This is a genomic window from Niallia taxi, assembly GCF_032818155.1.
GTDB classification, from domain to species: domain Bacteria; phylum Bacillota; class Bacilli; order Bacillales; family Cytobacillaceae; genus Niallia; species Niallia taxi_A.
The window spans coordinates 3,086,815-3,102,535 of the sequence record NZ_CP102589.1 but is presented as its reverse complement, the minus strand read 5'-3'; the positions used below and the strand labels follow the sequence as shown (position 1 = coordinate 3,102,535).

At 37.3% G+C, this 15,721-nt stretch carries 15 protein-coding genes; 11 read left to right on the top strand and 4 right to left on the bottom strand.

Annotated features, from left to right (window positions below; genetic code table 11):
• The first annotated feature begins 27 nt into the window (after nucleotides 1-27).
• The 5 genes from NQZ71_RS15650 (at nucleotide 28) to NQZ71_RS15630 (ending at nucleotide 4,112) form a co-directional block, all read left to right on the top strand.
• Nucleotides 28-264, top strand: coding sequence for a YkuJ family protein (locus NQZ71_RS15650; protein WP_127734982.1), 237 nt, complete (start codon nucleotides 28-30; stop codon nucleotides 262-264).
• Between the two features lie 327 nt (nucleotides 265-591).
• Entirely contained in the window at nucleotides 592-1,026 is a 435-nt protein-coding gene (gene cbpB / locus NQZ71_RS15645; RefSeq protein WP_144452309.1) for a cyclic-di-AMP-binding protein CbpB, read from the top strand.
• 128 nt (nucleotides 1,027-1,154) lie between these two features.
• The gene (locus NQZ71_RS15640) at nucleotides 1,155-2,036 is read left to right on the top strand and encodes a transcriptional regulator CcpC (RefSeq protein ID WP_317010948.1); all 882 of its coding nucleotides are present in this window, start codon (nucleotides 1,155-1,157) and stop codon (nucleotides 2,034-2,036) included.
• A 141-nt stretch (nucleotides 2,037-2,177) separates the two neighbouring features.
• Complete coding sequence (dapD, locus tag NQZ71_RS15635; RefSeq protein WP_127734973.1) at nucleotides 2,178-2,888, top strand: 2,3,4,5-tetrahydropyridine-2,6-dicarboxylate N-acetyltransferase; 711 nt, start codon at nucleotides 2,178-2,180, stop codon at nucleotides 2,886-2,888.
• A gap of 93 nt (nucleotides 2,889-2,981) precedes the next feature.
• A complete protein-coding gene (locus NQZ71_RS15630) occupies nucleotides 2,982-4,112 on the top strand; it encodes an N-acetyldiaminopimelate deacetylase (RefSeq protein ID WP_275004812.1) in 1,131 nt (376 codons plus the stop codon).
• A 63-nt stretch (nucleotides 4,113-4,175) separates the two neighbouring features.
• Here NQZ71_RS15630 and NQZ71_RS15625 read toward each other — a convergent pair whose 3' ends face one another.
• Nucleotides 4,176-5,033, bottom strand: a complete 858-nt coding sequence (locus NQZ71_RS15625; protein WP_144452313.1) for a mechanosensitive ion channel family protein — start codon at nucleotides 5,031-5,033, stop codon at nucleotides 4,176-4,178.
• A 278-nt stretch (nucleotides 5,034-5,311) separates the two neighbouring features.
• Here NQZ71_RS15625 and NQZ71_RS15620 point away from each other — a divergent pair, with 278 nt between their 5' ends.
• The 5 genes from NQZ71_RS15620 (at nucleotide 5,312) to NQZ71_RS15600 (ending at nucleotide 11,023) form a co-directional block, all read left to right on the top strand.
• Entirely contained in the window at nucleotides 5,312-5,854 is a 543-nt protein-coding gene (locus NQZ71_RS15620) for a peroxiredoxin (RefSeq protein WP_317010947.1), read from the top strand.
• A 62-nt stretch (nucleotides 5,855-5,916) separates the two neighbouring features.
• Nucleotides 5,917-6,381 (top strand): TlpA family protein disulfide reductase, encoded by a 465-nt coding sequence (locus NQZ71_RS15615; protein ID WP_144452315.1) that lies wholly within the window; start codon nucleotides 5,917-5,919, stop codon nucleotides 6,379-6,381.
• 262 nt (nucleotides 6,382-6,643) lie between these two features.
• A complete protein-coding gene (locus tag NQZ71_RS15610) occupies nucleotides 6,644-8,389 on the top strand; it encodes an ABC transporter ATP-binding protein (RefSeq protein WP_260054214.1) in 1,746 nt (581 codons plus the stop codon).
• Between the two features lie 17 nt (nucleotides 8,390-8,406).
• Nucleotides 8,407-10,233 (top strand): ABC transporter ATP-binding protein, encoded by a 1,827-nt coding sequence (locus tag NQZ71_RS15605; protein ID WP_317010945.1) that lies wholly within the window; start codon nucleotides 8,407-8,409, stop codon nucleotides 10,231-10,233.
• Between the two features lie 130 nt (nucleotides 10,234-10,363).
• Nucleotides 10,364-11,023: a potassium channel family protein gene (locus NQZ71_RS15600; protein WP_144452318.1), complete on the top strand. Its 660-nt coding sequence runs from the start codon at nucleotides 10,364-10,366 to the stop codon at nucleotides 11,021-11,023.
• A 38-nt stretch (nucleotides 11,024-11,061) separates the two neighbouring features.
• On the opposite strand, the gene rnjA is transcribed toward NQZ71_RS15600, so the two are convergent.
• The 3 genes from rnjA to def form a co-directional block, all read right to left on the bottom strand.
• Entirely contained in the window at nucleotides 11,062-12,729 is a 1,668-nt protein-coding gene (rnjA, locus tag NQZ71_RS15595) for a ribonuclease J1 (RefSeq protein WP_144452319.1), read from the bottom strand.
• Complete coding sequence (locus tag NQZ71_RS15590) at nucleotides 12,729-12,941, bottom strand: DNA-dependent RNA polymerase subunit epsilon (protein ID WP_127734944.1); 213 nt, start codon at nucleotides 12,939-12,941, stop codon at nucleotides 12,729-12,731. The genes rnjA and NQZ71_RS15590 overlap by 1 nt, the downstream gene beginning before the upstream one ends.
• 732 nt (nucleotides 12,942-13,673) lie before the next feature.
• Nucleotides 13,674-14,228, bottom strand: a complete 555-nt coding sequence (def, locus tag NQZ71_RS15585; protein ID WP_144452320.1) for a peptide deformylase — start codon at nucleotides 14,226-14,228, stop codon at nucleotides 13,674-13,676.
• Between the two features lie 298 nt (nucleotides 14,229-14,526).
• On the opposite strand from def, the gene NQZ71_RS15580 reads away from it, so the two are divergent.
• Nucleotides 14,527-15,216 carry a YkyA family protein gene (locus NQZ71_RS15580; protein WP_260054217.1) on the top strand — a complete coding sequence of 230 codons (690 nt, stop codon included), beginning with the start codon at nucleotides 14,527-14,529 and terminating at the stop codon, nucleotides 15,214-15,216.
• Nucleotides 15,217-15,721: the final 505 nt, after the last annotated feature.

The following is a 15,721-nucleotide window of genomic DNA, read 5'->3' as shown; positions in this document are numbered from 1 at the left end:
ATGGGTTTGTTTGAAAGGAGAGAGAGCATGTCACAGCTTCAAGGCATATTAACACGTTTGAAAAATTTACAAGAACAATCAACAGGGGGAGAACCTTCCCAACGTTTTTTTGAGGTGAACGGCGAAAGAAAATGCCAAGTTACATTCCATCCAAAAACAGAAACATACGAGTTGGAAGTATACAACGATAAAGAAAAGCCAAAAAGATATCAATTCGACAATATTGATATGATTACAATTGAAATTTTTGACCTTATTCAATAATCACTTTAAAGGAGCCGTGTTGTTTACGGCTCCTTTTTTGTGTCATTAACGTGCATAATTGCGCAGTTATGCAACAGTCTAATACTGAGTACGTTTGAAGGGAGCTGAAATCGCATGCAAATTACAGTGACTTGTCCAGAATGCCAACAGCAGGAATCATTAGAAAATGTCCTGACAGCACAGTCTAATCAGAATGTTATCTACACTTGTCCAAATTGTGGCTACAATCAGCGTAACATTGAAACTAGCAAGGGTTAAATGAGCAAATGGCCGAAAATTATGGTAAGATAGTGGAGTAGAAAATAAACTATTGAGGAGTTTTCGGCTATGACCAGCATACACAACGGAGAATTTTTAGACATTACAGTGAAAGAATTAATGATTCCTTCTGAACGTGTTGCCCATGTGCAAGTTGGTAATAATTTAGAGCATGCTCTTTTAGTGCTGACGAAAAGCGGCTATTCTTCCATACCTGTACTAGATCCTTCCTATAAGCTCCATGGCTTGCTCAGCACGCCCATTATTATGGAAAGTATCCTCGGGCTAGAGCGCATTGAATTTGAAAAATTAGATAGCATTAAAGTAGAAACTATTATGAATACGATTGTCCCTAGGGCAAATACAAATACTGCATTGAAAGACATGATGGAAATGTTAACTGATAATCCTTTTATCTGCCTTGAGGATGATGAAGGATTATTTGATGGTATTTTGACTCGAAGGTCTGTCCTAAAAAGGCTAAATACATTTTTGGAAATATAGACTTTGTGCAAGCTTCGATTCTTCAGGCTTCCCTAGTGTTATTCCCCTAAAGGCATATCTGCATTATCCATCGACTTACAAATCGTTTTCCGCAAGCGAATATCTGCATGAACAAAGAGAGGTACTATATGTCAACAATATCTGAGCTGCAATTGTTAAAGGTTTTAGCCCAAGAAATGAATATGAGAAAAGCGGCAGAAAAACTGTTTGTATCTCAGCCAGCCCTCTCCCAGCGTTTGCAGAACATTGAGAAGGAATGGGGAACCAAACTGTTTATCAGGTCACAACGAGGGCTTTCATTGACAGCAGCCGGTGAGCTTGTGGCACAATTTGCAGTTGACACGATCAGCAACGAAGAAAAGGTGAAGGAAGCGATTCACGCATTAAGAGGCGAGGTTCATGGGACATTAAGTATTGCTGCAGCCAGTATTGTCGGTCAGAATTGGCTGCCAGGGGTGCTAAAGGAATTTATTAAAAGCTACCCAAGGGCGAAAGTATCCTTAATAACTGGCTGGAGCAGTGAAATATTGAAATCAATGGCTGATGGCAGCATACACCTTGGAATAATCAGAGGAGGATCTGATTGGAAAGGTGCTAAAAAGCACTTGTTTGATGATCCTCTCTATTTAGTGGACAGTAAGATTTCAAGCCTTAATCAGCTGATGGATACAGACAGACCATTTATACAATTTAAAAGCGATTCCAGCTATTATGAGGAAATTCAAGAATGGTGGCACAGACAATTTCCGGCTCCTCCTAAAAATACCATTTATGTTGATCAAATCGAAACATGCAAGCAGTTAACCTTTAATGGAATTGGCTATAGTATTTTGCCTGGCATTGCACTTCAGGGGGCAAATGAAAACCTCTTTCAAGTCCCTCTTCAAGATGACCGGAATACTCCGATTTACCGAAGTACATGGCTTATTGGTTATGAGGCTGCATTTCAGCTGAAGCAAGTGCAGGCATTTCTTGATATTATCGACGAATATGTGAGACAGAGAGAATAGTTGTCAAAAGAAATAGGGTTTTTAGAGCCTTGAATTGTTAGCATAGATTCAAGGGGGATTGTTTGTTTTTTGCTTGTCTTCTATGCTTTTGTTTGGTAAAGTAATGCTTAGTGTTATATATACATATTGGAGGTAAACAAGATGAAAATGATGGATGCAAATGAAATTATTTCATTTATTGCAAATAGTACAAAATCAACACCTGTAAAGGTATATGTTAAAGGTAGCTTATCTGAAGTTAACTTCGGTGAAAAAATTCAATCTTTTGTTAGCGGAGATGCTGGTGTTGTATTTGGCGAATGGTCTGACATTAGTGAAGTGATTGAAGCTAATAAAGAAAAATTCACTGATTATGTAGTTGAAAATGATCGCAGAAACTCAGCTATTCCTCTATTAGATATGAAGAACATCAAAGCTCGTATTGAGCCAGGTGCAATTATTCGTGATCAAGTGGAAATTGGTGACAATGCCGTTATCATGATGGGTGCTGTTATTAATATCGGTGCAAGCATCGGCGAAGGCACAATGATCGATATGGGTGCTATTCTTGGTGGACGAGCTACTGTTGGTAAAAACAGCCATGTAGGTGCAGGAGCAGTCCTTGCAGGTGTTATCGAGCCACCTTCTGCTAAACCAGTTATCGTGGAAGACGATGTTCTTATCGGTGCAAATGCAGTTGTTGTTGAAGGTGTTACTGTTGGTAAAGGTGCTGTTGTTGCGGCAGGTGCAATCGTGCTTGAAGATGTTCCGGCAAACACATTGGTTGCAGGTGCTCCAGCACGCATCATCAAAGAAATTGATGAAAAGACAAAATCTAAAACAGAAATTATGCAAGAGCTTCGTAAATTATAATACAGACAAAAGCGTGGGAACTCACTTCCGCGCTTTTCTTTTTAATAGGGTTCTTTAAGTCGAACTAATACCTATAAGCTGGAGGAAAAAAAGGTGGCAAAAACCGATTATGTACAAATTAGACGAGACTTGCACCAAATTCCTGAACTAGGGTTTCAAGAATATAAAACACAGGCCTATCTGTTAAACTATATTCGTTCATTACCTAGTGACCGTATTGAAATAAAACAATGGAAAACAGGGATTTTTGTTAAGGTGCTTGGAAGGAAACCTGTCAGACTTATCGGCTATCGAGCAGATATTGACGGGCTTCCAATTAAAGAAGAGACAGGATTGCCGTTCTCCTCTAATCATGAACAGGAAATGCATGCTTGCGGTCATGATTTTCATATGACAATTGCTCTCGGTGTATTAACTAATATCGTAAAAAACCAGATTGATGATGATATGCTTTTTGTGTTCCAACCGGCAGAAGAAGGACCAGGCGGTGCGGAGCCAATGTTAAAAAGTGATATCATGCAGGAATGGAAGCCAGATATTATGATAGCCCTCCATGTCGCACCTGAATATCCTGTTGGGACAATCGCAGTGAAGCCTGGCCTGCTTTTTGCCAATACGTCCGAACTATTCATCGACCTGAAAGGTAAAGGTGGACATGCTGCTTATCCGCACCAAACGAATGATATGGTCGTGGCTGCATGTAATTTAGTAGCCCAGCTCCAAACCATTGTTTCAAGAAATATCGACCCTCTAGACAGTGCCGTTGTAACGATTGGAAAAATAACTGGTGGTACTGTTCAAAATGTAATAGCAGAAACAGCAAGATTGGAAGGAACAATGCGTACACTTTCAGCTGAATCTATGACAAAGGTTAAGGATAGGGTAAAAGCTCTTGTCAAAGGAATAGAGGCTGGATATGAATGTGAGTGTACAATTGATTTCGGTAGTGGTTATTATCAGGTTTATAATGAAGAAGCGATTACTGCAGAATTTATGGACTTTATTCGAAGCGAAACAAATATAGAACTAATTGAATGTAAGGAAGCGATGACAGGAGAAGACTTTGGCTATATGCTAAAGGAAATTCCAGGATTTATGTTTTGGCTTGGTGTCAATTCTCCTTATGGCCTGCATCACAGCAAGCTGAATCCAGATGAAGGAGCATTAGAGACAGCTATTAATATGATTACTTCTTATTTACATTTTAAAGGAAATAAGAAATAATTCATAAGAAAAACCATCCTCATGCCTGTCTCTCATTAACAGACTGAGGATGGTTTTATTTGTCTATTTATTGCCTTTCTCCAATGCAAGAGTTGCTGGTGACGGCAGCTTGATTTCTTTATCGTCAATAGTTTCCTGCATTCTTTGACGGATCAGCCTTTCGATACCCCATTGCTCATTGTTAAGTGTTTTTGTAACGATACGGATGGTCAGGCTTGTGCTTGCAAAGGACTGAATGCCGATCACATTTGGACCGTCTGTGATAACATTGCTTTCCTCACGGATTTTGTCGCACTCTTCCTGAAATGTTTGCAAAACCTGCGGGATGTTATTGTCATTAGAAATGATGACATCCACAAGTGCTTGCATATCTCCGCGGGAATGGTTGCTCAATGTTTTAATTTCTCTGTTTGGAATAAAATGAAGGGTTCCATCTGCAGAGCGGAGCTGTGTCGTTCGTAGTCCTACCTGCTCAACTGTTCCTGAAAAGGTGCTAGTTGTAATGGAGTCCCCAACATCCAGCTGTTTTTCTAGTAGCAGAAAAAATCCTGTTACAATATCACTTACAAGACCTTGTGCTCCAAAACCGACAGCAAGACCAACTATTCCAGCACCAGCAAGGATAGCGGTAGCATCAATACCAAAAGTTTGGAGGACCGTGACAGCCAAAATAAAAATAAGAAGATAAGAAAGAATATTTTTGGTTAAACTTTCTAAAGTATAGGCACGTCCAGATGAAATGGCATGCTTTTTCGTATATGTCTCAAAAAGCTTTGAAATAAATACGACACTAATTTTTTTTATAATAAAATAGATACAAAAAATCAGCAGGAGCTTTAGCAGGATTAATCCTACACTTACAAGCAAGCCTGCATAATTGAAGTTTTCAAAATAATTTTGAATATCAGAAACACTGTTCATTTACTGCACGTCCTTTATTTATGTAATCCGAGTTAAAAGCTTTTTAACTTATTCCCTAATATAGCACAGATAAACGTATAAAGAGATACTCAGTTGGCAATATAGGTATTTTTCCCAATAGTGATAAAATTATTATTAATAATCATTAGCTAATTGAAGTTATTATTATGTAGCGTTGACGACAAAATATATAATAACTATAATAGGGAATATAACACAAATGCAGGATTTAACTTGATGTATTCTCAATTAAATCATTTTTCGGGAGGTAATTGGTAATGCCAGAACGGATGGTAGGCAAGCAAGCACCTAAATTTGAGATGGAAGCAGTTTTACCAAATAAAGAATTTGGTATAGTTAGCCTGGAAGAAAATATGAAAAACGATAAATGGTCCGTATTATTCTTTTATCCAATGGACTTCACATCTGTTTGTCCAACAGAAATTATCTCATTGTCAGACCGCTATGATGAATTTGAAGATCTTGATGCGGAGGTTATTGGTGTTTCTACAGATACCATTCACACACATTTAGCATGGATTAAAACGAATCGTAAAGAAAACGGTCTAGGTGAATTGAATTATCCTCTTGCAGCAGATACAAATCATGTAGTATCAAGAGAATATGGTGTTCTGATTGAAGAGGAAGGAATCGCGCTTCGTGGTCTGTTCATTATCAGCCCTGAAGGTGAATTAATGTATTCCGTTATTAATCATAACAATATTGGTCGCGACGTTGATGAAACATTGCGTGTTCTTCAAGCACTTCAAACTGGTGGACTTTGTCCTGTTAACTGGAAGCCAGGCCAAGCTACATTATAATTTGCAGACAAGGGGAACCTAACTAGTGAATTTTTAGTGTGATGGAAATAAGGGGGTAAAAAATGAAATTGCGTGAGCAAATGCCTGAATTGACAGGAGCCACAGCGTGGCTGAACGGAGAAGTAGCAAAAACCGACCTGCTTGGTGAAAAACCGACCTTAATTCATTTCTGGTCTATTAGTTGCTACTTATGTAAAGAATCTATGCCGCAAATTAATATTTTTAGAGATGAATACAGCGAAAAGCTGAATTTTATGGCGGTACATATGCCTAGATCAGAAGCAGATTTGAACGATGATAAGATAAAAGCAACTGCTGAAGAGCTTGGAATTACCCAGCCAATTTTTGTTGACGGAGAGCATAAATTGACAGAAGCATTCGAAAACGAATATGTGCCAGCATATTATGTTTTTGATAAGACAGGTCAGCTGAGACATTATCAAGCTGGCGGAAGCGGAATAAAGATGCTTGAAAAGCGGGTTAATAGAGTGCTTGATGATCAAGCAAATCCTGCTGAAAAAGAATAATAGCAAAGCTTGATAATGTGGCTAGAGACAATCTCAAATAGGAGGTTGTTTTTTTATGCTTAACTAAAATCAGCTCCCCTATAAACTTAGGTACTAAATTATGCAGTAAATAAAAAATAACTATTATTTCGAAAAATTTCTAAAATTATCTTCCAAAACCTGTAGATTAATATTTCGAAAACCGTTATATTAATAGTGCAACTTTTTTTGCTTTTAGCTTATCTCTGGGGTGCAATGATGTAGGTAGAGGGGGAGCAAGGTCTTGGAAACATTTCAAAAGTTAAAGTCTTACTATTTACCATTTAAGAAGTATTTTATTATTTCGATTCTTTTTTTAATTGTCGTAACAGGTATTACGGTTGTTTATCCGATTATACTGCAGCTCACAATTGATGAAGTTGTTTTAAAAGGTGAATATGGTTGGATACCGTATTTGGCTATCGGCTTTATTGCTGTCATGATTGTAAAAGGGATTGCGACTTACATTTACCAATATACAGGTGATATGTTTGGCATAAGCTCTGTCTATTTATTACGAAATGGACTATACAAAAAGCTGCAGTATCTGCCGTTTTCTTATTATGATAATGCAAAAACAGGCGATCTGATGTCAAGGCTTACTGCAGATGTCGAAGGGTTTCGGTTTTTTTTATCTGTAGGGTTTTCTGAGCTGATCCGGTTTGTGCTGTTGATTGCTGTCAGCTTTGCTGTTATGTTGAATTACTCTGTTTCATTAACATTGGTCACACTTGTGACGATTCCTTTTTTAGCTGTCGTTACATATAAGTTTGACAAAGCTGTCCATCCAGCATTCAGAGGAATAAGAAAGTCCTTTGGAGTTCTTAATACAAAGGTGCAAGAAAATATTAGCGGTATTAATACAGTGAAATCTCTATCAAGAGAGGATTTCGAAGTTGGAAAGTTTAATAAAGCAAACGGAGACTATAAAGATCAATATTTATTTACATCAAATATATGGTCTAAGTACTTTCCGTTAATGGAGTTTTTAGGAAATGTAAGCGTTTTGCTTTTGATTGCCTATGGTGGGTATTTGGTGATTAATGACAGTCTGCAGCCTGGCGAACTCGTTGCCTTTTATAGCTTGCTTGGCTATATTATGTGGCCAATCATGAACCTAGGCTTTGTCGTCAATCAGTTCTCGCAAGCTAAGGCTTCTGGAGAAAGACTGTTGGAAATTTTAGATAAAGATTATTTAATTGCAGATAAGTTAGGTGCTAAACATGCAGAGAAGCTTGAAGGGAAAGTAGAGTTTTGTGATGTAAGCCTTAAATATGCAACAAAAGAGGGCTTTGCACTTAATGAAATTAGTTTTAGCGCACATCCAGGCAAGACCATTGGTTTGATCGGCGGTACTGGATCTGGAAAAACTAGTATTACACAGCTGCTGACAAGATTTTATGAAGCATCAGACGGTGCTGTGCTTATTGACGGACATAATGTAGAGGAATATGAAATCGAATCACTTCGCGGCAATATCGGATTGGTGTCACAGGAATCGTTTTTATTTTCATCCTCCATAAAAAGCAATATAGCTTATGGCAAGCCTGAAAGTACGATGGAAGAAATTGTCCATGCCGCAAAGCTTGCTCAAGCACATGATTTTATTATGGAGCTGCCTGATGGGTATGACACAATGCTTGGTGAACGAGGCTTAGGGCTGTCTGGAGGCCAAAAGCAAAGGATTGCTATTGCTAGAGCTATTTGTATTAACCCAAGTATTCTTATTCTTGATGATGCCACAAGTGCTGTAGATATGCAGACAGAATTCACAATTCAAAAGGAATTAAATGCAATCATGGAAAATAAAACTACGTTTATAATTGCCCATCGTATTTCATCAATTAAACATGCTGATGAAATACTAGTCCTAGCTGACGGACATATCGTGGAAAGAGGCTGCCATGCGGAGCTGATTACTCAAAATGGTCCTTACCGGAGAATTTACGATATCCAGTTCAAAGATCAGAAAAAGATAATAAATGCGTAAGGAACAGGGGGGATAAAATGAGTAACCAAAAAAAGGAAAGCAAGGAAGCCCTAATTTTAAATAGGTTTAAATACACGACAGAAGAGGTAATTGAGAAACAATTTAACTGGAAGCAAATGTGGCGTTTACTTAGCTATATGAAACCATATCAAAAGAATCTGTTGCCATTGTCGATTATCTCGGTCCTTATCACGACAGCAGTTAGGCTTATTATTCCAATATTAATTGGTATTTACGTATTAGATCAAGCAATCATTAATAAGGATGGAGGTCAGCTGACAATATTAGTGTTGCTGATAGGGGCAATGTATGCGGCATCCTATGCAGCAAACTACTATCGTATTAAATGGATGAATACACTAGGTCAAAATGTTATTTATGATTTGCGTAAGCATCTTTTTACACATGTTCAAAAGCTGTCACACCGTTTTTTTGATGAACGGTCTGCAGGATCAATCCTAGTTAGAATTTTAAATGATATTAATTCTCTGCAAGAGCTGTTTACAAATGGTGTTATCAACTTATTAATGGATATTATCCTGCTGATTGGCATATTTGTTATTCTCCTTTCCTTAAGCCCTGAATTAGCATTAGCTGTATTAGTAATTATTCCAGTGATGTTCTTTATCTCAACAGCATTACGGCGGAAAATCAGGAAATCATGGCAATTAGTGAGACTGAAGCAATCAAAGCTTAACTCCCATCTAAATGAAAGCATTCAAGGAATAAGAGTTACACAGGCTTCTACACAGGAAAAGCCAAATATGATGTTTTTTAATGGGTTAAACAAAGAGAATTTTGATAGCTGGCAGAATGCGTCCAAACAAAATGCCATGTTCCGCCCATTTGTGGAAATAACAAATGCTATCGGAACAGCCGTGCTAATTTGGTATGGTGCTTACTTAATTCAGCATGGTATGACTATTGGAGTTTTTGTTTCCTTTGCCTTTTATTTAGGCATGTTTTGGGAACCAATCTCAAGGCTTGGTATGGTGTATAACCAGCTGCTGATGGGCATGGCATCATCAGAGCGGATTTTCGAGTTTTTAGATGAAAAACCTAATGTATCAGAAATAGATAATCCCGTTATTGTTCAGGAAATGAAGGGGCAGGTCTGTTTTAAAGGCGTTGAGTTCGCTTATACAAGCAAACGTAAGGCTTTAAATGGAGTCGATTTGACTATAGGAGCTGGCGAGACTGTTGCACTTGTTGGTCATACTGGCTCTGGAAAAACAACGATTGCCAATTTAATAAGCCGTTTTTATGATTCGACTAAAGGAGAAATTACGGTAGATGGAATTGACATAAAAAATATTTCGTTGCAATCATTACGTAAGCAAATTAGTATCGTCCTTCAGGATACATTTATTTTTTCTGGTACTATCATGGAGAATATTCGTTTTGGCAGGCCGGATGCAACGGATGAGGAAGTGATTGCTTCGGCAAAAGCGATTGGTGCACATACCTTTATTGAGGCACTTCCAAACAAGTATCGAACAGAGGTAGAAGAGCGGGGGAATATTCTATCTGTTGGGCAAAGACAGCTATTATCCTTTTCGAGAGCTTTATTGGCAAATCCGCGCATACTGATATTAGATGAGGCGACAGCGAGTATTGATACAGAGACAGAACTTAAGATTCAAGAAGCATTGCGAACGCTACTTAAGGGCAGGACTGCAATTATGATTGCACACAGGCTGTCAACGATAAGAGATGCTGATAAGATAGTTGTTCTCGACCATGGCAGTATAATGGAGGAAGGGTCACATGATCAGTTAATGGAGCAAAAGGGTATTTATTATCACTTGGTAGAAGCGCAGTTTAAAATGCTTAATGCTATATAGCTTTGTAAAACACTGTCTTGCTTGTTAAAGATGGTGTTTTTTGTTTCTTTTTCTAGTATTGGTCTTGCTGGCAAATTGCGAGCTATTCCTTTATTATTATAAAATAAGGTAATAACACTGGAGGAAATACATGAAGAAGGAATTTGCAGTAATCGGTCTTGGCCGTTTTGGCGGTAGCATATGTAAGGAATTGATGGAACTAGGCATGGAAGTGATGGTCATTGACAAAAATGAGGAGCGTGTCAATGAGTATGCTAATATTGTGTCACATGCAGTTGTGGGAAACTCAGTGGATGAAAATGTGCTCAAGAGCCTCGGAATAAGGAACTTTGAGCATGTTATTGTGGCAATAGGTGACGATATTCAAGCGAGCATATTAACGACACTGATTCTAAAAGAAATGGGTGTAAATAATATTACTGTTAAGGCACAAAATGATTATCATGAGAAAGTGCTGAAAAAAATCGGTGCAGATTCCATTATCCATCCTGAAAGGGATATGGGAAAAAGAATTGCCCACAATATCGTGTCAAATAACGTTCTTGACTATCTGGAGCTTTCTGATGAGCATAGTATTGTCGAAATCAAAGCAAGCAATCGTTTAGCAGGGCGTACAATGGTCGATTTAGACATACGGGCAAGGTATGGAATAACAATTGTGGCCATTAAAAGAGAAAATGATATTATTGTTTCGCCGCAAGCGAATGAGCCGATTGAAGAGAAAGATATCCTGATTGTTATAGGTGCGGATTCTGATATTAATCGATTTGAAAAGAAAGTGATGTCATAAAGAAAAGGCTCAGCAGCTGCTGAGCCTTTTGTTGTTTATTAAACTTCCATGATGATAGGAAGTATCATCGGTCTTCTTTTTGTTTTTTCATATAAGAATGGAGAAAGTGTATCGATAATCTCATTCTTAATTTCAGACCATTGTGTAGTTTTACGCTCCATAACTTTGTTCAGATGTTTATTAATTAATGATTGAGCATCATTTATTAAATCACCTGATTCACGCATATACACAAATCCTCTTGAGATAAGGTCAGGTCCAGCAGAAATCTTAAAGTCTTTCATGTTGATGCTGACAACAACAACAACAAGTCCTTCTTCTGACAAGATGCGGCGGTCGCGTAATACAATATTGCCGATATCGCCAATTCCGCTGCCGTCAATATAAACGGAACCAGAAGGGATTTTTCCTGCAACTTGTGCTGTATCACTTGATAGAGCCAATACTTCGCCATTGTCCATAATAAAGCAATTTTCTTCTTCCACACCGCAATCAATTGCCGTTTGTGTATGGATTTTTTGCATTCTGAATTCTCCGTGAATAGGCATGAAGAATTTCGGCTTAATTAATCGGAGCATAAGCTTTTGCTCTTGCTGTCCGCCGTGACCAGATGTATGAATATTATTTAAAGGTCCGTGAATAACTTCGGCACCAGCACGGTAAAGCTGATTAATTGTTTTATTAACACTTAATGTATTACCAGGAATCGGCGAAGACGAGAAGACAACTGTATCTCCAGGGATAATTTGAATTTGGCGATGTGTGCCGTTTGCAATTCTGGACATTGCTGCCATCGGTTCTCCTTGGCTTCCTGTACAAAGAATCGTTACTTGATTTGCAGGTAAACGATTAATTTGATGTGGTTCAATAAACGTTTCTTTCGGTGCTTTAATAAATCCAAGATCAAGCCCAATATTAATGGCCGCTTCCATGCTTCGTCCAAATACGGCAACCTTACGTCCGAATTCTACCGCAGCATCTGTGACTTGCTGAAGTCTGTATATATTAGAAGCGAAAGTAGCGAAAATAAGACGTCCGTCCGCTTTTCTGAAAATATCTTGGATGCTTTCACCGACTTTTCGTTCAGACATAGTGAAGTTAGGCACTTCACTGTTTGTGCTGTCAGAAAGGAGACAAAGCACTCCTTCTTTTCCGATCTCCGCCATCTTCGTCAAGTTCGCAGGCTCGCCAACAGGTGTGAAGTCAAATTTGAAATCTCCTGTATGAACAATTTGGCCTGGAGGAGTCTTGACAACAACACCGTATGAATCAGGAATACTATGTGTTGTTTTAAAGAAGGAAACAGATGTTTTTCTAAATTTAATGACATCATCTTCTTTAATTTCGTGCATGGTTGTTTGTCTTAACAATCCATGTTCTTCTAGCTTGTTGCGCACAAGCGCAAGTGCGAGCTTTCCGCCATATAGAGGGATATTTACTTGTCTTAACAGGTAAGGAATGCCTCCGATATGGTCTTCATGTCCGTGTGTGATAAATAAACCTTTAATTTTATCTGCATTTTTTACAAGGAAACTATAATCAGGTATCACATAATCGATACCAAGGAGCTCGTCCTCCGGAAACTTGATTCCTGCATCGATTAAAATGATCTCATCTTGGAATTGCACACCGTATGTGTTTTTTCCGATTTCCCCTAGTCCTCCTAGAGCAAATACAGCTGTTTGATCGTTTTTAACAAATTTCATTATTCAATCTCCAATACTCTAAAATCTTCATTTTGTTTTTCGTAATCTAAAAATGCTCCATCTACAGGGCATACAAATTCAATATTATAAGGTTTTTCCCCTAGTTTAGTCCGGACATCTCTTTCTGATACGCCTTCTACGTATATTGTTTTTGTTTTTTCTCTTACTGGTACCTCTGTTTTTAATTCTTGGTAGTAAACTTTGTAGACCATGTGAATCGCTCCTTAAAAATAGTATCTAATTTATATTATATAAAAAATTAACATGTTTTTCATGTATTTCTATATAGAAATCGCTTTATTGTAAAGATATGTAAGCTTTTTGTGTTAAAAATATGGATTTATTGCAAGTGCTCCTAAATCCAGATAATCGTATAATAGCATACTATTCCAAAAATAATAAGTTTTCGAGGGGGTATACGGTACACTTTTCTAAAATAAACAAAAGGCCCAACACTCTGGCAATCTACATGCACATACATACCCTAAAAAGGCACTTTATATGCGTGTTGGCAAAATGAGGTCAGACCCTAATGGAACAATCGGTTATGTTTTAAGCAATTGTTTTTTTACGCAACAAATCTTTCCACTGTCTACGAAGCTTTTGACGAAGCTTTTTTAACATAGTGGATCATCTCCTTACTTCCTATTTTAAACCATTCTTGTACAAAGTAAAGCTTTCCTTTGATTATATGGTGTATTTTGTCCTGAAACGAGAAAATTATGTTATTTAGAAGATATAAAGGTGGGAAATTCATTTGTACTTATACTGTTAGTATATGTAACACTAGCAATGTTTCTTACATATAATAGAAGTTTTAGAAAAATAGGCGAACAGTGGATGCAAGCAAAATAACCTTCTGTCGCTAATCTGAAAGGTGAAAACAGCAAAAAAACCCGAACTTTTCACATAAGAAGTTCGGGTTCTTTGAATTCTGTAAAATATCATCTATCTATTGGTATGGCATTCTCGACAGGTGTATACGGTGCTTCTGTATTTATATGATCATAGAACATGACACCATTCAAATGGTCAATTTCATGTTGGAAAATGATAGCCATAAGCCCTTTGAGCCTTAGCTTTACTTCATTGTTATCAAGATCAATTCCTTTAACAGTGATTCTTGCATTTCTAGGTACAAAACCAGGTATTGCTTCATCAACTGACAAGCAGCCTTCCCCGCCAGTCAAATAAGATTTTTCAATGGAATGGCTGAGAATCTTAGGGTTAAACAAGGCGTAGCTGAATTGCTTTCCGTTTTCGTCCTTTGCATGGACAGCAATCATACGCTTCGGTACATTAATTTGTGGTGCTGCTAAGCCCACTCCGCCTCTAAGCTCATATTTTTCCGCTTTTTCCGGGTCTTGGCTGTTTATTAAATATTCCATCATGCTTTCTAATATTTGTTTGTCTTCCTTGCTTGCAGGAATGGATACCTCTTCCGCTACTTTACGTAATGTCGGATGACCGTCGCGAATGATGTCCTTCATCGTTATCAAACAGATCACTTCCTTTTTGCTTCTACATTATGATTAAATACGATACTAAGTCTAACAGACAAATTATAAAAAGTTAATCCTTAGCATGTCTTCTAAAAACAATAGTGGAAAAATAAAATACTAGAATTAGTAATATAAAAGAAGAGATGTGAATAGTTTTTAATAGACATATTATTTGTGGTAGAAGTGAAATTTGCTCACTTGTTTCACAAATGGCAGAATAGAGTGGTTATACAAAAAATACAACAAAACAACAATAGATTTGCGGTTTTAAGAAGAGAGAGTGAGGAGGATATCATTGAAAACAGCAAAAAGACTAGCAGCAGCAGTACTTATCATTTTAATTATAACCAGCTTGTCCGCTTGCAAGGGCTTTGAGTCACCAGGGGAAAAGATGCATGAAAGGCTGGAGGATGTAGTAGAACTAGAGAGTGAGTTCGAAAAACAGCAGGATCCGCTAGTTAAACTAGAAAAAAACGAACAAGAGATATATGCTAAAATCATTTCCTTAGGACTTGAGAAAATGGATGAAATAAAAACTCTATCAGATGAAGCGCTTGCCTCTGTTGCCAAAAGGAAGGAATACATGGATAAAGAGGAAGAAAGCATTCAAGAATCAAAGGAAGCCTTTGAGAAGGTTAAACCGATTATGGAAGAGATGGACGGCGAAGGTGAAACAGAATTAAAAAAACAAGCTGAAAAACTATACGATGTGATGATGGACAGATATGAGGTTCACGACAAACTGTATGACAACTATACGACTGGTTTGAAGTATGATAATGAGCTTTATGAAATGTTTAAAAACAAGGATGTAAAGATAGATGCACTGGAAGAACAAATTCAAAAGATCAATGAGGTTTATCAGAAGGTGCTCGATAATAATGAAGAATTTAATAAATTAACGAAGCAATACAATGACTTAAAAATAGATTTCTACGAAAAAGCTGGTGTGGAAGTAAAAGTGGAAGATAAACAGGCGGAATAAATTATTCAGCGTCCGAGTGGTATTGCTGTCTTAAAGGACAAATGATGTATATTCATTTGTCTATATGGGCAATCATTACACTAGGGCGCTTTTTATTTATACATACGTTTTTTGCAGGTTGCTTTCGACAAAATTTTAGGCTGGAAAAAAATGTTGATATTATAATACAGATTCCGTTAGTGATATTTTTATAGTACAGATATAAAACAGCTGATAATACAGTTTGTTTAATTTTTTTTTACAAAAATAAAAAAATACACAAAAAACATAGTACTTTAAGATTGACGGATAATAATTATGTATATTAAACTTATACATGTATTAAAAAGTTGTATTAATATATCTTATCGTACTTATTGATACAGAACATACGGATACCGAATTATTTATAAAGACGTTTTTTCTAGCGGTTTTTGTGGAAAACTGTATAAGTATGGTTTTTTTTAGGTTGCTAAAAAAGTGTGGATGATAGACTAGAAAGCGCTGTCTAACTAGATATACCACA